The sequence below is a fragment of the Algibacillus agarilyticus genome (genome assembly GCF_003286125.1).
In the GTDB taxonomy this organism is placed as follows: domain Bacteria; phylum Pseudomonadota; class Gammaproteobacteria; order Enterobacterales; family Alteromonadaceae; genus Algibacillus; species Algibacillus agarilyticus.
In genome coordinates this window covers 1-18,622 of record NZ_QMED01000030.1, presented here as the reverse complement: position 1 = coordinate 18,622, position 18,622 = coordinate 1, and the positions used below count along the sequence as shown (strand labels likewise).

25 protein-coding genes are annotated in these 18,622 nt (G+C 37.0%); 9 read left to right on the top strand and 16 right to left on the bottom strand.

Going from position 1 to position 18,622, the window contains the following annotated elements:
- Positions 1 to 201 precede the first annotated feature (201 nt).
- The 4 genes from DPX34_RS17795 to DPX34_RS17780 all read left to right on the top strand — a co-directional run bounded on the left by DPX34_RS17795 (position 202) and on the right by DPX34_RS17780 (position 1,945).
- Positions 202 to 486, top strand: a complete 285-nt coding sequence (locus DPX34_RS17795; protein WP_111979794.1) for a BrnT family toxin — start codon at positions 202 to 204, stop codon at positions 484 to 486.
- A gap of 2 nt (positions 487 to 488) precedes the next feature.
- Complete coding sequence (locus DPX34_RS17790) at positions 489 to 707, top strand: CopG family antitoxin (RefSeq protein WP_111979793.1); 219 nt, start codon at positions 489 to 491, stop codon at positions 705 to 707.
- Positions 708 to 974: 267 nt separating this feature from the next.
- Entirely contained in the window at positions 975 to 1,355 is a 381-nt protein-coding gene (locus DPX34_RS17785; protein WP_111979792.1) for a hypothetical protein, read from the top strand.
- A gap of 251 nt (positions 1,356 to 1,606) precedes the next feature.
- Entirely contained in the window at positions 1,607 to 1,945 is a 339-nt protein-coding gene (locus tag DPX34_RS17780; RefSeq protein WP_111979791.1) for a low molecular weight protein tyrosine phosphatase family protein, read from the top strand.
- Between the two features lie 162 nt (positions 1,946 to 2,107).
- Here DPX34_RS17780 and DPX34_RS17775 read toward each other — a convergent pair whose 3' ends face one another.
- From DPX34_RS17775 to DPX34_RS17765, 4 genes are read right to left on the bottom strand one after another with little or no spacing between them, the layout of a single operon-like run.
- Entirely contained in the window at positions 2,108 to 2,599 is a 492-nt protein-coding gene (locus tag DPX34_RS17775) for an O-methyltransferase (RefSeq protein WP_232824795.1), read from the bottom strand.
- Positions 2,600 to 2,622: 23 nt separating this feature from the next.
- Entirely contained in the window at positions 2,623 to 2,787 is a 165-nt protein-coding gene (locus DPX34_RS21935) for a hypothetical protein (RefSeq protein ID WP_198673747.1), read from the bottom strand.
- Between the two features lie 53 nt (positions 2,788 to 2,840).
- Positions 2,841 to 3,653, bottom strand: a complete 813-nt coding sequence (locus DPX34_RS17770) for a helix-turn-helix domain-containing protein (protein WP_232824789.1) — start codon at positions 3,651 to 3,653, stop codon at positions 2,841 to 2,843.
- Positions 3,613 to 4,068 (bottom strand): carboxymuconolactone decarboxylase family protein, encoded by a 456-nt coding sequence (locus DPX34_RS17765; protein ID WP_111979789.1) that lies wholly within the window; start codon positions 4,066 to 4,068, stop codon positions 3,613 to 3,615. The genes DPX34_RS17770 and DPX34_RS17765 overlap by 41 nt, the downstream gene beginning before the upstream one ends.
- 488 nt (positions 4,069 to 4,556) lie before the next feature.
- Here DPX34_RS17765 and DPX34_RS17760 point away from each other — a divergent pair, with 488 nt between their 5' ends.
- Positions 4,557 to 4,811, top strand: a complete 255-nt coding sequence (locus DPX34_RS17760; RefSeq protein ID WP_332872836.1) for a DUF4265 domain-containing protein — start codon at positions 4,557 to 4,559, stop codon at positions 4,809 to 4,811.
- A gap of 345 nt (positions 4,812 to 5,156) precedes the next feature.
- Here DPX34_RS17760 and ybiA read toward each other — a convergent pair whose 3' ends face one another.
- Both ybiA and DPX34_RS17750 read right to left on the bottom strand, forming a co-directional pair.
- A complete protein-coding gene (ybiA, locus tag DPX34_RS17755) occupies positions 5,157 to 5,801 on the bottom strand; it encodes a riboflavin biosynthesis intermediates N-glycosidase (RefSeq protein ID WP_111979787.1) in 645 nt (214 codons plus the stop codon).
- A gap of 310 nt (positions 5,802 to 6,111) precedes the next feature.
- Positions 6,112 to 6,735: a TetR/AcrR family transcriptional regulator gene (locus DPX34_RS17750; RefSeq protein WP_111979786.1), complete on the bottom strand. Its 624-nt coding sequence runs from the start codon at positions 6,733 to 6,735 to the stop codon at positions 6,112 to 6,114.
- A 147-nt stretch (positions 6,736 to 6,882) separates the two neighbouring features.
- Here DPX34_RS17750 and DPX34_RS17745 point away from each other — a divergent pair, with 147 nt between their 5' ends.
- Positions 6,883 to 7,500 (top strand): glutathione S-transferase family protein, encoded by a 618-nt coding sequence (locus DPX34_RS17745; protein ID WP_111979785.1) that lies wholly within the window; start codon positions 6,883 to 6,885, stop codon positions 7,498 to 7,500.
- Here the strand turns inward: DPX34_RS17745 and DPX34_RS17740 are convergent.
- The 5 genes from DPX34_RS17740 to DPX34_RS17720 all read right to left on the bottom strand — a co-directional run bounded on the left by DPX34_RS17740 (position 7,487) and on the right by DPX34_RS17720 (position 11,822).
- Entirely contained in the window at positions 7,487 to 8,128 is a 642-nt protein-coding gene (locus DPX34_RS17740) for a hypothetical protein (protein WP_111979784.1), read from the bottom strand. The genes DPX34_RS17745 and DPX34_RS17740 overlap by 14 nt on opposite strands.
- 322 nt (positions 8,129 to 8,450) lie before the next feature.
- A complete protein-coding gene (locus DPX34_RS17735; RefSeq protein ID WP_111979783.1) occupies positions 8,451 to 8,948 on the bottom strand; it encodes a DUF2867 domain-containing protein in 498 nt (165 codons plus the stop codon).
- 57 nt (positions 8,949 to 9,005) lie between these two features.
- Complete coding sequence (locus DPX34_RS17730) at positions 9,006 to 9,377, bottom strand: hypothetical protein (RefSeq protein WP_111979782.1); 372 nt, start codon at positions 9,375 to 9,377, stop codon at positions 9,006 to 9,008.
- A gap of 350 nt (positions 9,378 to 9,727) precedes the next feature.
- On the bottom strand, positions 9,728 to 11,440 hold the full coding sequence (locus DPX34_RS17725; protein ID WP_111979781.1) for a M56 family metallopeptidase: 1,713 nt from the start codon (positions 11,438 to 11,440) through the stop codon (positions 9,728 to 9,730).
- A gap of 10 nt (positions 11,441 to 11,450) precedes the next feature.
- The gene (locus DPX34_RS17720) at positions 11,451 to 11,822 is read right to left on the bottom strand and encodes a BlaI/MecI/CopY family transcriptional regulator (RefSeq protein ID WP_111979780.1); all 372 of its coding nucleotides are present in this window, start codon (positions 11,820 to 11,822) and stop codon (positions 11,451 to 11,453) included.
- An 876-nt stretch (positions 11,823 to 12,698) separates the two neighbouring features.
- On the opposite strand from DPX34_RS17720, the gene DPX34_RS17715 reads away from it, so the two are divergent.
- Complete coding sequence (locus DPX34_RS17715) at positions 12,699 to 13,214, top strand: transposase (RefSeq protein ID WP_111979779.1); 516 nt, start codon at positions 12,699 to 12,701, stop codon at positions 13,212 to 13,214.
- Positions 13,190 to 13,456, top strand: a complete 267-nt coding sequence (locus DPX34_RS17710) for a MerR family transcriptional regulator (protein ID WP_157964783.1) — start codon at positions 13,190 to 13,192, stop codon at positions 13,454 to 13,456. The genes DPX34_RS17715 and DPX34_RS17710 overlap by 25 nt, the downstream gene beginning before the upstream one ends.
- Before the next feature lie 143 nt (positions 13,457 to 13,599).
- On the opposite strand, the gene DPX34_RS17705 is transcribed toward DPX34_RS17710, so the two are convergent.
- Positions 13,600 to 15,174: a response regulator gene (locus DPX34_RS17705; protein WP_269815537.1), complete on the bottom strand. Its 1,575-nt coding sequence runs from the start codon at positions 15,172 to 15,174 to the stop codon at positions 13,600 to 13,602.
- 92 nt (positions 15,175 to 15,266) lie between these two features.
- Positions 15,267 to 15,938, bottom strand: coding sequence for a PAS domain-containing protein (locus DPX34_RS17700; protein WP_111979776.1), 672 nt, complete (start codon positions 15,936 to 15,938; stop codon positions 15,267 to 15,269).
- A gap of 500 nt (positions 15,939 to 16,438) precedes the next feature.
- On the opposite strand from DPX34_RS17700, the gene DPX34_RS22330 reads away from it, so the two are divergent.
- A complete protein-coding gene (locus tag DPX34_RS22330; protein WP_269815536.1) occupies positions 16,439 to 16,567 on the top strand; it encodes a hypothetical protein in 129 nt (42 codons plus the stop codon).
- A 239-nt stretch (positions 16,568 to 16,806) separates the two neighbouring features.
- Here the strand turns inward: DPX34_RS22330 and DPX34_RS17690 are convergent, their stop codons facing one another.
- From DPX34_RS17690 to DPX34_RS17680, 3 genes are all read right to left on the bottom strand, one after another.
- A complete protein-coding gene (locus DPX34_RS17690; protein ID WP_157964782.1) occupies positions 16,807 to 17,274 on the bottom strand; it encodes a GNAT family N-acetyltransferase in 468 nt (155 codons plus the stop codon).
- Between the two features lie 113 nt (positions 17,275 to 17,387).
- Positions 17,388 to 17,873 carry a GNAT family N-acetyltransferase gene (locus DPX34_RS17685; RefSeq protein ID WP_157964781.1) on the bottom strand — a complete coding sequence of 162 codons (486 nt, stop codon included), beginning with the start codon at positions 17,871 to 17,873 and terminating at the stop codon, positions 17,388 to 17,390.
- A gap of 538 nt (positions 17,874 to 18,411) precedes the next feature.
- Positions 18,412 to 18,622 (bottom strand): transposase (locus DPX34_RS17680; protein WP_198673746.1); only part of this gene is annotated, 211 nt, incomplete at its 5' end.

Here is an 18,622-nt window from a genome sequence, read left to right as displayed (position 1 = left end):
TATAGTCAAAGCGATCGGGTTTTAGGGGAAGCCGTCAAGCTTCGAGACCCTATGAGCATATGCTCTACTATGTGATTGGGGCGAGTAAGCGCTGACAATGAACCATAAAACCTGAGCGAGAAGACTATATTCAAGAAAATGCGCACTATTAAGTGTTAGAGCTACTTTGACATTTGCCTCTCGCGTACATACAATGTACATATGATTAAATTCGAATGGAATGCAGCCAAAGCTGCAACAAATATTAAAAAGCACGGGATTTCCTTTGATGAAGCTAAGTCCGTATTTTTTGATGAATTTGCAGTGCAATTCTTTGATCAAGAGAACTCAGATACCGAGGATCGTTTTTTGATGCTAGGAATGAGTAATGAAACAAATTTATTACTTATTTGTCATTGTGAACGTGACGATGGAAATACCATTAGAGTTATTTCCGCCAGAAAAGCCACAAAGAACGAAAGCAAAAACTATCAGCGAGGGCATTAATTATGAAAGATGAATATGATTTATCAGCAATGAAGTCGCGTAAAAACCCTTACGCAAGCAAATTAAAAAAGTCTGTGACTATGCGTCTGGGGGAAGATGTTATCTCATACTTTAAAGACATGGCGGAAGAGTCAGGGGTTCCATACCAAAGTCTGATTAATTTATATTTGCGTGATTGCGTAGCAACACATAAAAAAATTGACATCAACTGGCGTACGTAATCGTAGCTCTAATCGGGTAGCCAAGGGTATCTAACCCTCCGCCCCCACAACACCCTGCTTGCGGCTCCACACACGACCATAAGGTTATAGTCGTTAAAGCGAAGTAGGATGCCAGAGCCGAGGGTGTTTCATTTAGGAAAGTGAAGCGACTCCCATTCAAATTGCCCTATACTCATTTATAGTGCTGATTTTATGGTCAATTCACGTTCTTTGCTCATCTATTCAACAAAATGCGCAAATCCCGCCCTATATAAGCGTTATCTGAATATGCGAAAATTTATAGTTTTTCCGATACTTTTATTATTGTCTCTTTATCTATCATCTTTTAAGAGTTTCGATTTAGGTAATGGATATAGGCTGCAAGGTTTATATGGTCAACATGGCTGGGTATTTAACGGTTATTTTCTGCCCGTAGTGACAGGCAATATAATGGGTGTTCAAGGTTGTAAAAATAAATATATATACGGGTGGCTTGCAAATAAATCTGACAGTTCATTTTTAATTAATACGAGCAACGGCAATGTTATCTGGCACACATACCAAGAAATGAATGGATTTTTAGCAAGCGTAGATTGCCCTGTTCAAGATTTGAATCGGGAAGTTAATATGGTTAGCTTAGCAAAAGGTAATAGCTTTATTACAAATTAATCATATAACAACACGCCTTGAGGTGGACCGCAAGCATTAAGGTGGTTTACGCAAACACTCATGCGGGACAGGCACTCATAAACCTACCCACATCACACTCACCTGAAATAGCTAATCAGCATAAATACCCTCAAAAAATACGGTAAATAAGATTGAAGCAGCTGACAAACTCAGATACTGTTTAACGCAATTAAAAATAACAATAAGAACGAGTTATACTACAAGCTCGTTATGTATCACGAGATCTCGTCATGAAGTTGCTATTCGTATGTAGTGAAAATAGATTAAGAAGTCCTACTGGTGAAGAAGTTTTTTCACAGTACGATGGTATTGATGCAATTGGCTGCGGAACAAATAAAGATGCAGCTACAACAGTTAGTGGTGATCTTATTGAATGGGCTGATATTGTTTTCGTGATGGAAAAGTCGCATAGAAACAAAGTAATGAAAAAATTTAAAGATTTGTTAAAAAATAAGAAGTTTGTTTGTTTAGCAATACCAGATAATTATGAACGTATGGATCCAATGTTAATTAAAATAATGGAAGATAAAGTTTCATTGCATGTAAGACTACAAAAAAGTAATACATAAGTCACTCAAAAGGAGGCACTCATGCGGGCACTCATGCGGGACAGGCACTCATAAACCCATGATTTATTAAATTTTAAGTCTTCACTTACAGGACACAATTTACTGGAACATCCATTCTAATTTCATTCGTAAAAATAACACGCAACGGGCTCAGCGTTTCAGCTAGCGCTTTTTAATTAAAGTCAGTCCATCGGCAATTTGCAACATACTCATATCCACTCTTGAATCAGTATGTATTTTTTTATTGAGATCACGAACGGCTTGAATACACTTTTCAGGCAGCAACGATTTGAGCTTTTCACTCAAGACTGAAGAATCAATAACAGAGCCAAATAACAATGTATTATCAATGGCAATCACACCGCCTTGTTTTAATAACTTCAACGATAACTCATAATAAGCATCGTAGTTTTCTTTATCGGCATCAATAAAAACAAAATCATAAGACCCTCCCTGCCCCGTTTGTAACGCGTGTTCAAGCGTGTCGACTGCCGGTGCTAATTTAAAATCGATTTTATGTTCAACCCCCGCTTTTCGCCATGCATTTTGGGCTTTAAGTGCCCATTCTTCATTAACATCACAAGCTAGGGTATAACTATCGTCTGGCATAGCTTCAGCAGCACACAAAGTGCTGTACCCCGTATAAACACCAATTTCGATTGTTCTTTTAGCGTTAATTAATTTACGATAAACCCGATAAATTGCCCCTGAATAGGCGGAATTTGCATAATCGATTCAGGGTCGTTTGCTGTTTCAATACGCAATGCACGTAAAGATGCCGACTCTCGAAGTGAATTTTCGAGTACATAATCATCCAGTTTTTCTAATTTTCCTTTATCCATCAGGCTTCCTGTATTATATATTGATGCTAACCATTTATAGCTTATTGACTTAATTAGCTTTTTTGTATTTGACCTGGCGTAATACAAGCAATCAACCGAAACTCTCGGGTCATATGAGCTTGATCACTAAATCCAAATGCTTGTGCAACTTCGACTAAATTTGCACCTTGATTAAGACGCAAAAAACAAATGGCTTTTTTAATGCGTAAAATACGTTGGTAATGCTTAGGCGTCATACCAAGCCATAATTTAAACATGCGTTCGATTTGGCGCTGACTTAACTCAGTGGTCTGTTTAAATTCAGCTAAAGTGAGCTCTTGATCAATGTGTTCAAACGCTTTTTCAAGCGTGGTTGGGATCACATTAGTAAAATCAATGCGCTTTAAAGCCCATTGATGAATAACGTCAATTAAATCATCATCAAAATGAGTTGAACGCAACACGTGAAAAAGTTGATACAAATTGTATAAGTTATCGTCTTTAGGCGATAACCATGTGGGTTTATCAAAATGCTGGCCTAAAACCCCATAACCAATCGCGGGCAAAAAACGGATCCCGGCCAATTTTGCCCCCGCGGGTATTGTGATCGTTGCAACTTGCTTATTAACAGGCAGCATAATAACGCCTTCAGGTATAACCTCATTGTCTAAAATAAGCTGACCCGATAAATTAAATATGATCCCACTGCCGGCATCTGAATACAATGAACGTTCAATCGATTGAGACGCTAATGTCGCCGCACTCCAGATACCTTGAACAATCGCAGATAAAGGCCCAACAGGCCGGAATAATTTAAAATCGAAAACGTTATTTACACCACTATTTTTATTTATAACTCCCGACCTTAGGTTTAAACACCCTAACAATATTATTCCAACTGCTAATCGCATTAACCGCAATGGTTAAATCAACGATCCCCTTTTCAGTTAACGCATCAACCGCTTTTTGATAAACCACATTTTCGATACGATCACCAGTCAGCACAATCTCGGCCCATGCAAGCGCGGCTTGTTCATGGGTTGAGTAACAATCCATATCGCGCCATGCATTTAACCCTATCAACTTTTCTTGCGCTATATGGCAGTCTAATGCGGCTCTACTATGCATATCAATACAAAACGCACACTGGTTAATTTGCGAAACTCTCAGTTTAACCAACTCCCAAGTTGAAACCGTTATGTCATTTGATGCAAGAAATTGCTCACGTAAATAAGCTTCTTGTTCCATCAAAATGTTGATTGCACCGGGGGCAAGTTCAAAATAATTAGCACGTAACGTCATTTTATATTCCTCATGATTTAAAGTTTGGAAATAAAATACCGCTCACGTTATTTTAAGTATTGAATATTTTCGACATCCGTAAAATGAATGATAAACAAGTTAAAATTAAATCAACACGCATAAACGTATATACCTTTGTCATGCCAACAATACTCATCCCATATTAAAACAAACGCATTGTTTAATATTTAAAATATCATGATAAATAACGGCCAACAGGGGAACCACAAAAACACGTTAAATGAACAAAGATGAACCATGAATCTTTAAATCATTTTGCAGCGTTAGTTGTCTCACCAAAGCGTAGTTATAGAAAAAGTATTATTCGCATTAGATATAGAAGGTGGATGGCCGCCAGTTGGTACTGAAGAAATATGGTGTGAAAAATCTGGAGATAATTATCAATAAAAAAACACTCTATTTTTTATTAAAAATAGTGCTTATAACGATATTTTCAAAGCCGAAAAAGACCCAGTTAACGAGCATATATTTGGTTTGAAATTATTGAGCGATCTGGGCATTCTGTTGCTTGGTTCATGAATAATAAAAGTATAGATATTTCCGGATTTAAGCAGTCAATTCTGGCGCTAGGTTGTAGTCATGAGGGCTTTCCACTGTTTTCGTTAGGCGCAATAGATGTACCGCCAGATGTAAATTTTGATTTACTTAACGATATAATCGACCTGTATGAAGAATTGGGATTGGATTTTGCTTTTCCTATATGGAACGATCCAAATCAATGATCGGCAGTACAGGCATCATTAAACCTTCTATCGGTGCGTTCTAGCATTTTTGATTGCACAGCAATAATGCCGCTACTTGCAATTACTTTAATTGCTCTAGCGAATATGCGAGCTTTATTGATACTTGATTCATGTTAGCACCGTTAGCTTTTACTAAAATCACCTATTCGCTTTTAATGTAGAACGGATAACACTTACAGCATGATAATCTTTAACTATGCTTTGTAATGGTCTAATTAATTGACAGGGCATGCGTTCAAATTTCATAAATAACCCGAATAAAAAAAACACCGGTTCTAATTCGTCAAATGATGTTTTGCATGGGTTCCCGGAAAAACTTTAAATTTAGTCGACAAAGAACCGACGGGTTACATTCAACCAATCCACTGGCGGTTTGTTATTAGTAAAATATTCTTTCAAAAAACACTGGTTTTGATTTTCGCACCAAAGAATCCACTCATCAAGATAAGACTCATGCTCCCCCATACGCCAATCAGGAGCAAAGCACTTTGCATTAGGAAAATAAAGCCATGGTGGCTGCATATATTTTTGGGGTTCATCTGATAACTCTTTTCTGACTTCCATAAGCAACTTTCCCAGCATGTTTTGACCAGTCCCATCTCCACCATCAGCCCAAAAATGATCGTTATCAGTATGCTCAATTAACTCCGCATCTCCAGTAGAAAGCAACAACTCTCGGATATCATTATGTTGAGTAAATTTGGCTTTCAGAGCTTCTTTCATTATTCCGCACCTAAGGCTATCCCAATTAGTTCTTATTTTTCTAGTACTCTGCCTACCTATTTTTGCTGCTTCAAACGCATTGTGAGCTGAGAGTACAGCTAGCTGATCATCCGTACTTATAAATTTGCTTGCCTGAAAGTAATGCTCCACAGTTGGCCAAAGGGTTCCCATATGTTTTATTGGATGTTCAGAAAAATTAGAGAAATCCCCAAATGCTTCATTTTTTCTATAAAATTTTATTTTCATTTCAATCCCAAAGGTTTGTCTACCCAAGTTATGGCTTCAATTGGTATATGTAATTTAATAAATCCCTCCTGTTGCTATACAGCTCTAACATTACTCATTCTTTGCTCTAGGCAATGAACCTAAATAAGCAATCGTGCAGGACAGGCATCATTAAACCTATGATTTTATTTAATTTTAAATTAACGCAGTTCGTGAGCGTTTGTAAATAACGCCACTAAAATCAATGTAAGCTTCAACCAACAAGGTTTTTAAATCCATATTTAAGCGTTCTATATTCTGAGGTGTTAATGACTTAAGCTTGTATTTAAAACTACGTGATTTCCTTTTCATCTAACCTTTTTGATCTACCCTTCTCATCTGACGCCTTTACTGTGCTAACCAACAGCCAATCTAAAAAATTTAACGCCGCGTCAATATTGCCTTCTCGTAGTTTTTCAGATCGAGTTAAACTTGTAATGCCTTGCATTAAAGCCAATATATTACGGGCAAAAAAACGAACCTGCTCATCGCTAAATACTCTTTCTGCTTGCAAGTTATGCTTAAATCCACTTTCGAGTGACAACAAGGTCTGGTTAATTAAATCAAGCGCATCATCCGAAATGCAACTGGCTTCATTTAAACTTAACGTTAATAAGCACCCTGTCTCTAAAAATTTATCTGCTAAATGTAAAAAAAATCGTTTGATATTGCTAATCCCGCCAGGCTTAGCTAATAAAATGGGCTGTAAACTGGCCGATTCTTTTTCGATGTAATCTTGTAACACCACTAAAAATAACGCCTCTTTATGACCAAATTCATTATATAAACTTTTTTTGTTTAGCCCGGTTTCTGCCATTAAATCGGCAAGACTGGTTGATTCGTATCCTTTAGTTAAAAACACATGACTTATTTTTTCTAGAATTTCATGTCTTTGATACGCTTTTTTTCGCGCCATAATAAGTACAACCTGCAAACAATAAATAAAAACGACTTAGTTTAATTTATTTTACACCAATTGGTAAATAATTATTGAAGCAAATAAATAATCGTATTACTCTATTTTACACCGATCGGTTACTTATTTAATATTAATGGAGTTATCATGAAAATCTATCATTTATTTCATTTTGATCGTTCTTTAAAAGTTCGCTGGTTAATCAACGAAATTAATCAAAAAAAAGAGGTTATAAACTATAAAGTAATTCAATTAGATGCAACGAGAGGTGAACACTTAAAAGCGCCTTTTAACGAGTTAAACCCGTATAGCTTAATACCCACTGTAGAATTTGAAAATGGTGAAACCATGTTTGAAGCGGGGGCAATATGTAATTATTTAAGTCAGCAATTTGCACCTGAATTAATCGATATGCAAGACAAAGAATATAATCAGTGGCTGTTTTATTTTTCAAGTAGCTTCGATCAAATATGCGGAGGGCTAATTGGATTAAAAATGTTTGGTGATGACCTATCAATACGTAATAAATTAGAAAGTAAACTAAAAAACAAATTACCCGTAATGGAACAACATTTAGCTGATAAAGATTATTGGTATCAAGATAAATTCTCGTTGCTTGATATATTTGCATGGCAAAATTTAGCGTTTTTAGCTAACGACAACCAGCTCTCTTCATTCAAACATTTACAACGATATATAGATAATATTGCCAAACGACCAGCACTTGCCGTTTTTAACCCTGATAAATTAATTAACCCGACTTAGCAATAATGGCTTCAATGACATACCAATAGCTGTAGTAACTCATAATATAAATACAAGCTGGCAACAATACAAACCAATAAAATGCCAGCTTCGGCTTTAAATGCATGATATGAGTAGCGGCATAATAACTTGTAGCACATGACCAAAAAGGAAAAACAGTTAATAACATCAACCATATAATATCAGCTTGCCATGCAGTGCGATAATCAGGGTAAATAAATGTTTGCGCAACTAAAAAAATCAAACTCGGAAATGACATAACAAATTGAACATAAATATGAATATGCCTCGCTTGATGTTTATCAATATTTTTTGCACCAGCCCAACCCAAACGAATTTTATACCACCATCCCCCTAAATAATAAGCGACTCCGCCAGCCATCAAGCCGACAATAATCAAAAAAGCCCAAAAATTTAACCAGCTACCGTCGACTAAGGGCGATACCAGCTCCCAGCCCGGCCAAGGTCTATTTAAGCTTTCTTTTAGTAAATGACGATCGAGTCGATCTAGTGTATGAAAAATACCATATGCCCAACTCACGATAAAAAGGGATAACGTTTTTTGTACGGCAACCTGATCGGAAAAAAATTGTTTGGGGTTTGTATAAAGCAGTAGTAAACCAGACATAACCCACCTTTTAAATTAATACCCATCCGCCTCGAATTCATTACTCTAAACGTTGTTGATCATGCAAATATTTAAGTAGAAATGAATAAAGCCAGTAAACGTTTAAATAAACTTTACTCAAGCACAGGCTTTTACACAAATAATGTTGGAAAAAATAAGCGTTAAATCTTTGATATACCTATATTCATGCGTGTGTTCATGCGGGACAGTCATCGATAAAATGATGTAATTCCAAATAAAATCAAGGGTTTATTTTCGCCTGCTCTGCAGGGTTTGCAGCTGGCTGTTAATAATTTTTATTGTATTGACGACATACTTATCGTTATATACGACCCGCTTTAAGTGCTTGTTTAATGCTGTATTTGGCCACGAGTTTATGGAATGGTTTTATAAACCCCATATAGACTTTACCCGTTTTAGTTTTTAAATTGACTAATGTTGAAATTGCAAACTCATGCTCTGACAACTTTAAAACCGATAACCACATGTCCATATTAGGTTCATAAGCCCCGCATATTACCTCGCTGTCATCGACTGACTCTATAATAAGAAACCCCGCTTGTTTGCCAGCCTGAATATCGGCCAAGGGTAAACTCATTTCAGTGTTAGCGACTGACAAACCAAAGTGCTTAACAATCGAATTTCGAAATATTAGCGCCCATTGAACGGGTTTAGGTAAAAACCCAAAGATACTGTGATAAACCTGTTTAGCATCTAAGTTCGCTTTATTAACTTCAACTTTAAAAGAGTCTCGAAAATACGAGTCTGACTCTTTACCATTAATTTTTGTTTCTGATGGAAATGCCATTTCTGAAACCATGCTTGATATCCTTAAAGCATATAAGCCTCACACAAAGAGGCGGTAAAATAGGTTAAGTTAACGGTATGCGGCACCATAAAAACTTATTGCCGCGATTAAAAAAAAACACAACCATGACAGATGCTTACCGTGCGAAAACAACAACGAAGTTACCCCACTTAAAGCAAAAACAGCGGTGATAATTAAAAGTATTTCACTTCGCCTATCTTCGCTAGGATCTGCCAATATATACAGAATAGCGGCAAATCCCCACCACGCTAATGTGGTTAAGTGCCAAGCAAACCTTAAAACACGCTTAGTGAACCAATCGCTACCCCATAATTTGGGTAAATTATCACGCCGAAACAAACGGATTAAGAGGTATTTTTCACCTAAGTAGGAGTGGATAAGACCAATGAGCAATAGTAAAAGAGTGCCGATTAGCAACATGCTGTATCCTTGCGTTTCACGAGTGAGTAGATTGACTCGTGTTATTTAAATTTTGACCAACATTAACCGAGATTGTATTTAACTTCAAATAAACGTGGGTTGCCAAAAGCCGAGCGAGGCGGACGACAAAACGAAAATGTATCAAGAAAATACTAACGATAAAGTATAACAAATTTAACCAAGGGTTTTAGGCTAACTAAAAACGATAATGATTAAATAAAGCCTCCGTTTATTTTGCACTGTATTTTGGGCAAGCCGAAGCCCTACCCTAGAATGGGCATACAAAAATAAACGGGACTAAAAAGTTATTTAATCGTTGTGAGTATGGTTATTATTAAATGCGTGGCGGCTTAGATATAACCTAAAACCGGAGCCCACTGTTTTGGTATATGTAACGGTTGTTCTGGAATTTTAATACCAAACTGTTTTGCGAATTGTTCAGCTATATTATCGGCTAAATCGTTTTCACCTAAACGACGTAACGCTTGATACTTATTAACTAAAGCTAAACGTTTAGCTGCGGGTTTGTTGGTACGCTCAACCCATTCTAAATACTTATCCGATATCATGATGGCATTTTGATAGTCTTCGTTAGCTAAAAAAATCTGCCCAACTAATATTTTGGTACCCGGCTTAGTGGTGTGTTTTTCAAAATCGATGTAAGACCAAACGTGCATCGCGGCTGCCGGTTGACCTGTTTTCATATAAGCAGTACTTAAATGATGGCGGAAAAACAATGGCATTTTAGCTTCATTGGGAAAAGTAGCTTGTAGCAAAGCTAACCGGTCTTCATGACGCTCCATTGTATCCAGCAAATAATTTTGTAGTGTCAGTACTGAACTCCACATGCGTTTTTCAAAATATTTATCAAGCTTGTCGCGTGTTTCAAACCAATTAGTTACCGCAATATAGGTTTGGTTTAACCGTGAAAAATCTTCACTTTTAGCATGTTTACTTAATGCGACTAACTCGTCAATTTGCTGATTATAGGCTGCATTATCCGTATATATTTGAATATTAGCCGGTCTTGATTCCCACTTACCACTCATCTGTGCGCTTGATGCTACAGTCGACGTATTAAGCTGAGCAACCGCTAACGAACTGACAAGTATACTGGCCATAGCGGCAAGGATAGTTCTCATTTTCATCACATTTTCCTTTTTAAGTTTTTGTAACCTTCTAATATTGAAGGCAGTTTGGTGTGTCATCGCCGGCATCATATTACTACCCACGAATTTGGCACTTGGTTCCTGTTGCTGCGCTAACATAATGGCGGCTAACGCTTGGCCGTAATCGTCTCCCATTTGTTGGTAGCAGGCTTGATCACAAATCAATTCGATGTGTTGATCGGCTTGTAGAGCCCAATAGGTAATAATGGGATTCCACCAAAATAGTCGACTAATGATATTAAGCCCCCATTTCCACAACACATCAAAATGACGGATATGATGTAGTTCATGGCGCAAAATAGCGTCTAATTTGTCATCATTTATATATGACACATTGACCCAAATAACAGGGGCAATAAAGCCTGTAGTCATACCGGGTGCGCCATTAGGTAAGGCTTTAACTTGAACATATCGACCTAAAGAAGAAACCGGCGATAGCGCATGTAGATCGATTACTTTTTGGTAGGGCAGTGCTTGCTGGTGCCAACCATTTATTTGCTTAAAGTGCTGCAATATGTCAATAACTAACCTAACAGCACCCGCCGCACATAATGATGCAAGCACCCAACTGAGTATTGTTGTTAGTGAAAAGTTCAATAAACTAAATTGACTGTTTGGGTCAATCGGTGGATCCGTTTGTAACGAAGTAACAGCGTGATTGCTCGATTGTGCATTTTGTTGCCAGTCGGTCATAAATGACAAATAGTCTAAATGCTCAAATACCATCGGCGCGATAATATTGCTTTGCCATTGGATCATTTGCCAAGGTAATAACCAACAGATTAACGCTAAACTAATTAAGCATAAATGCAGTCGCAAAGGCGCATCTTTAGTATATTTTAGGGTTAGCCAAACAATAGTGCTTATCGACAAGTTAGTCAGCCAATAATCCATATCGAGCTCCTTATTTCTTTGATTTTTTGTTCGCTAAGTAATGTTGCAAATATTCAATATCATCTTCACTTAGCTTTTCGTCATCAATTAAATGGGCAACTAAATTACGGGAATTACCACCAAAAAAACGCTTTAAAAAATCAGGAAGCACGCTTTGACTCATGGCTTCTTGTTTAACCGCTGCACTATAAACAATAGATCGGCCTTCATTGCCAACACGCTTAATGGCACCTTTTTCTTCGAGCCGATCAACGATAGTTTTCACCGTGGTATAGGCTGTTTTTTTTGATTCACTGATCACTTTATGGGCTGCAGAGGCCGAACATGGCCCTTGCTCCCAAAAAATCTGCATAACATCTAATTCAAATTCACTTAATTTCATTCATTATCCTTGGCAAGCTTTGCGCTATGTAAGCTTGCATATTAATGCGTACAACCCTATTGCCGTTAACATTGCTTTTATCGAGATCGCTTTATCGTGAGAACTTTGTCGAAAGCGCTATCAACCCAAACCCTATTCACGCATTAGAATCAAACCACTTCTACATTTGTAGTAATCAAATAACTACAAATGTAGTAGTTTGAGATTTAAAGTCAAACACTTTTTACATAAATTTATCGGTGTTTGGCCTACACACAACACTATTTGTTATGTTTAAGTGGCTTAAAATACGATTTAGATAGTTGAAAATGAAGAAGATTTACAACGAATCAACAAATTGAAAGACGTTAAAAACGAAGAAAGAGCCGCAATTAAAATATGCGGCGGGCGAATAAAATATCAATAAAATATCAAGGACAGCCACTCGATTTGTTATAGACACTATAAATTGATATTTATGGTACTAAATGCACCACGATCACTTATTGTCATAATCACCTCATCCATTAAAGCACCTATTTCATAATAAATCCATTAGCGAATGGATGACTTTATTAAACGTAAAAACCAAAGATATAAATTGAGATAAAAATGAAATGAGTTAAACCATCGGTAAGTGATTTGAACTCGGAGCGGTATAACAATGTAAAGCCTAAGAGAATCAAATAGTGAGCGGGAACAGTATCCATATCGATGATGGTCATCTAAAGTGATGCCTCATTAATGTGGTCATCATTGGCAAAAGCGCGAATTTTTTGGGCTCTACGTTTTAACTTTAAAAATGAGTAATGCTAATAGACTAAAAACTAGCATAAATAGGACCGGTACAAATAAACCTTGCCCTCGATAGTAACTTTCTAGTAGAGGTGAACATCAGTGAGTTACAAATTTATCCAAGAATTTAAGATCCAAGCAGTTCAAAAAGCATTAAATCAGCGTGGTCATGTTAATTTGAAAGAGATGGCCATTGCACTTAATGTTGGCTACTCCACATTACAAAAATGGATTAAACTGGCTAAAGATAATCAATTAGATGCACTACCTAGCGGTAATGATATGAAAAATGAAAAGCGGCCTCAAGACTGGAGCCCTGAAGCTCGATTAAATGCCATTATTGCCTGTGCAGCATTAGGTGATGAAGGGATTAACCAATATTGCCGAGCACAAGGCATTTACCCGCACCATGTTCAACAATGGAAACAGGATATTACCCAAGTAGCGGTGACAACAACTCACACAACAAAGACGCAGGAAACAAAGTGCCTTAAAAACGAAATTAAGCAGCTGCAAAAAGAACTCAATCGTAAAGACAAAGCGTTAGCAGAAACAGCGGCTTTATGGGCTCTTAAAAAAAAAGCGGATGCGATTTGGGGTTCCAGAGAGGACGATTAACACTGTCTGACGAGTGTAAACAGTTGCAGGCATTGGTTACCGAAGCGCAAGCGGCTGGCGCTAGACAGGCCAAAGCCTGTGAATTACTGGGGTTTAGTGCAAAAACGTTACAGCGTTGGTCACAGCCAAATCAGACACAAGATGGTCGAATCGATGCGATTAAGACACCGGCCAATCGATTAACGGATTTTGAGCGCCAGAGAATAATACAAGTGGTTAACTCAGCTGATCTCAACGCGTGAAGTTGTCATTAAGCTTTCTTGAAATCAACAGTTCAGGCACAAAATAGATATTAAGAACATTGATTTTATCTAATAACTACGTAACCCTGTTAGTAGATATGAACATTTCGATTCAAAAATATTAGCTTCTGTACTCTAGAATTTTACTTGGGTAGCCAGCGCATTAATGTTTCTTGCACCTTATTAGGGTTTATTGGCTTAGAGATAAAGTCGTCCATGCCAACCGCTAGACACTTATCTCTATCTCCTTCCATTGAATTCGCAGTCATGGCGATTATCGGTACCTCTCGATTAAGTACCTTTGATTTAGAGTCCCTAACTTTTTGAGTCGCTTCATAACCATCCATCACTGGCATTTGGCAATCCATAAAAACTAAATCAAATGGCAAGTTTTCCAAAGAATTTAACGCTTCTTCACCATTAGCAGCGATATCAATTTGCAAACCAAATTGCTTCAATAGGCTTTGAGCTACTATTTGATTAATTGCATTATCTTCGACCACCAGTACTCTTGCTGCAAATTGCGGAAGTTCTCGTGAGCTGTTTGACGTCACCAACTCTTTTTCTGATGAGCCAATGCCTGATATTGTCATCAATGAATTGTACAGAATTGTTTGATCGACCGGTTTATTCAGGTATCCATTAAATCCAACGGCCTTTAATCTATCTGTATCTCCTCGTTGTCCTTGTGACGTTAACATCATCAAACGAGTATCTTTAGACAGTTTACTATCTTTTTTTATCTCAGTGCCTAACTGAAAACCATCCATTTGAGGCATCTGCATATCTAAAATAGCGATATGGTAAGGGGAGCCTTTTGAGCTTTCTTTGGTTAATTCTTCTAGCGCTTTATGACCACTCTCAACTAACGTATGCTCAACTTGCCATTTAGTGAGCAGTTTCCCTAGCAGATCTCTGTTTGTCAAATTATCATCTACAACAAGTATTTTCTGATGTTTTAAACTATCAAATGTTTTATTGGTTGTAGGGGGGGTAGTGTGTGTCATAGTTACCGTAAACCAAAATGTTGAACCTTTACCTTCAACACTATTGATACCTATTTCACCGTCCATCAATTCAACTAACTGTTTACAGATAGAAAGTCCTAACCCAGTACCTCCGTATTTACGTGTAGTAGAGCCATCAGCTTGACTGAAACGTTGAAAAAGTTTGTTTTGTTGCTCATCAGTGATGCCAATTCCAGTATCTTTAATTTCAAATAGGAGTTTTGTATGCTGCTCTGTCTGTTCTTGAATATTACAATATACGGATACTTCTCCTTCTTCGGTAAATTTAATTGCATTACCAATTAAGTTATTGAGTATTTGTCGAAGACGTCCAGCATCAGCAGTAAATGACTGATTCGGTATAAGGTTAGCAGGGCATATCAGTTCAAGATTTTTATTATGAGCTTGAAAAGCAATACAGCTGCCAATGTCATGCAGCAACAACTCTAAATCAAATTCAAGAAGCTCAAGATCTAACATACCCGCTTCAATTTTTGAAAAATCAAGAATATCATTAATGATAGTCAACAGAGATTCCGCGCTATATTTAACCGTTTTGGCAAAATTGTGCTGTTCTTTATTTAACGGCGTATCAAGTAGCAGGTTCGTCATGCCTATCACACCATTCATTGGTGTTCTGATTTCATGGCTCATCGTCGCTAAAAATTGCGTTTTAGCTTCTGTGGCGGCTTCAGCTTGCTCTTTAGCTATGGCAAGGTTATCTATATTTTCTTTTTGTTGAGTGATGTCCGTGCGGATGGACGTAAAGCCTTTGATTTTTTTGTTGCTGTCGTAATTAGGGACTATCGTTGTATCAANTTGCCCGAATTAAGTATGTTGTGCTTTTTACCAAGAAGTTCGTTTTCTTGATAACCACTGATTTCGACAAACTTATCGTTCACATAGAGAATATTACCGTCTAAGTCAGTTATTGATACCAGTGAGTGTTGGTCTAAAGCAAACTTAGCGGCTTCAGCTTGCTCTTTAGCTATGGCAAGGTTATCTATATTTTCTTTTTGTTGTGTGATGTCCGTGCGGATGGACGTAAAGCCTTTGATTTTTTTGTTGCTGTCGTAATTAGGGACTATCGTTGTATCAACCCAATAGTAACTGCCATCTTTGGCTCGATTACGCACTTCATCATGCCAAACTTTACCTGCTAGTACCGTTTGGTGCATGCTCTGCCAGTATGGCTTAGGCTGATTGCCCGAATTAAGTACGTTGTGCTTTTTACCAAGAAGTTCGTTTTCTTGATAACCACTGATTTCGACAAACTTATCGTTCACATAGAGAATATTACCGTTTAAGTCAGTTATTGATACCAGTGAGTGTTGGTCTAAGGCAAACTTAGCGGCTTCAGCTTGCTCTTTAGCTATGGCAAGGTTATCTATTTTTTCTTTTTGTTGTTTTATATCTGTTTGGTTTTCTAACTTGAAATATTTATTGAGAAGTAAGCTTAATTTATTCAAGTACATTTTTCATCCGTATTTGATATAAAGCAAAGTGCTATAGCATCCACTTGTTTCACTGAGGGTATTGTCTTAGTTTAGTTCAAAATATAAATTATTGGGCAATTTTTATAAGCTCTTTGTTCAAACAAACTATTGATTTTATCACTTGTCTTTTAGAAAATTATTCTTGCCTTATTTGGATAATGGCGCTTTGGGGTCATGCCTATCCAATGAGTTGAACAACCGATACTTGAGGCTTTTTTCCAGTTATTTAATTTGATTAATTGGTAATATTTATAGTCACACAATACATATTTATATCTGTGGGGAACGTCCGCTTTCGTATCTTTGCCGCCTTAAACGAAAGTAAAAATCACTCTCCATTTTTGTCCGCTTCAGGCTCAGGCTGTGTGAAAAATCTGATCACTTTTTGGTCTAAACACCAATTACTTATGATCAATCCGTCTAATTATTAAACAGTTTAATTGATATAATAATCAGCAAGTTAACGATGGATGCGAATCATGCGGGACAGTCACTCAATTATCCTGCTTTACCCGTCAGGTGAAGGTAAGCGTGGTTTACGTTACTTTGTGAACTTCCCGCAAGAGAAAAAACCATTTACTGACAAAGAAGATTTTTTATCTGCTTAATGATGTCAGCCTCATTAAGATCTTAAAGAAAATAGAGCGTAATATTGAATATTTTCGTGGTGAAAAAAATTCAGGCTTAACAAAGCTTATTGATGAATATAAGGCTCTATCATTAGATGATAAAATAGTGGAGCAAAAGGTAGAAAAGCTTTTAGGACGAAACATAAAATATCAAGGACAGCCACTAGTTTTAGTTCTAGGCCCCCACGTCAACAACATCTTGTTATCTGCAAATTACGCTATAGTTGTTTTATCATGTGAAGTATTTCAGGCTGAAAACCCAAATTTTGATAGAAGCCTTTTGCGTTTTTATTATTAGAAAAAACTTCCAAATGCAATAACCTACATCCTAAATCTTTAGCCCAGTTTTCAGCGTAACCAATTAAAATTTTACCAACACCTAAACCTTGTGATTTAGGCGTAACGGCAAGTAGCGGGATGGTGCCACACGTTTCACCTGAAATATCATCTTTTTGGGTACGTACATGAATAAACCCGAGCCGCACATTATTGCGTTCGGCAATAAAGGTAGCGTTGGGTGTGAGTGTTACCGCAAGCATTTCAGAAATATAATCGTCTTGCATTTTTTGAACAACATCATCAGCGTGCCATTCTAGTTTTGCAACTTCAGCTAAGTTTGGTGATAGCTCAAAAATAAATTGGCGATCACGCTCGTCTGCTTCTCTAACTAACATTAAATCTTTCATACTATCTTTTGAATAAAACTCTCAAACCCGCATTGCATATGACACTGCGTTATGTGGACAACAATTGTTGTGTGGCGTAAACCTAAACCCATTATTTTTTTCGCGTAAACGCCTTATGTTGCTAACCTTAACATCATTAATTGCGCGTTTTCACCATAACTTGAACAAATTTTATCACTGGGCACAGCTAAAAAACCAAACTTAGCCCAAAAGCCGGTTGAGTTTTGAACCGCTACTAATAATATTTTTTCATAATGTTGAGCCTTGGCATTATCAATGAGGTAGTGCACTAATTCTTTACCTCTGTTTTTTCCTCTTTCTTCAAGCGCTAATGCTAAGTCATGAATAAATAAAGTGGAGCAGTTAGTTATCGGAATTGTTTGATTTAATGTTGGTGGTGTTTTACTCGCCCATGGATGCGCTAATAAATAAGCTAATACTTTACCGTTATGGTTGGTAAATACAGCACAGGTTTGTGGCGATGAATACCATTTACTTTTAAGAACGTTTACATCTTCAGGCTCTATATCGGTATAGGCTGCGTTCTGAATTTGTATAATATCATCCCAAGCGTTTTCATTAATTGGACTAATTGGCACAACACAACCTCCGATTGACATCACGTATAATACTAATATTTTTATCTGTCATTCACAAATAGCGTTTAAAAACGAGTCATTTACATAATAGGCATTATTGGACCTATTGCGGAAGAATCATGCGGGACAGTCACTCGATTTCTCCCCACTTAAAACTTATTGAAAACAATCGAAATATAATTAGCTTTTGGCTAAAGAGCGTTTTAGTATAATTTTGTTCTACGTAGTGGCAAAAAATTATTTATTGTGATGTATGGTTAGGCACTTTAAAAAATAAATTGTAAAAAATGAAAATATTATCAAAATCATGACTTCAAACCTCCATGTATATAAGTTACTTAATGCATTAGTTTTTTTGTATTTAACAAAATCCATTACCCCAAATCCCGTTGCTAGCCACCCTAATAAGTTCGTGATTGAATGCAACACGATTGAGTAAATATCCACGCCCAAAGGACGTGGTTTTGATTTAGCCCTAGAAGGGCTTTACATGTTGAGGCTAACTCTCGAGTTAGCCATTGTTACCGCTCGTTATATACTAAAACTTGAGTTCTAAGCTTTTTTCTACTTTTTCTTGATACTTAACATATTTTCTTATCATTTCAGCATCTACCCCTACTGTATCTACACAGTAACCCTGCGCCCAAAAATGATTTCCCCAATATGGCCTTTGCTTTAAGTATTGAAACTGCCTAAATACTTGTAAGGCTGTTTTTCCTTTCACTGTTCCAACCAAAGTGGAAATCGAT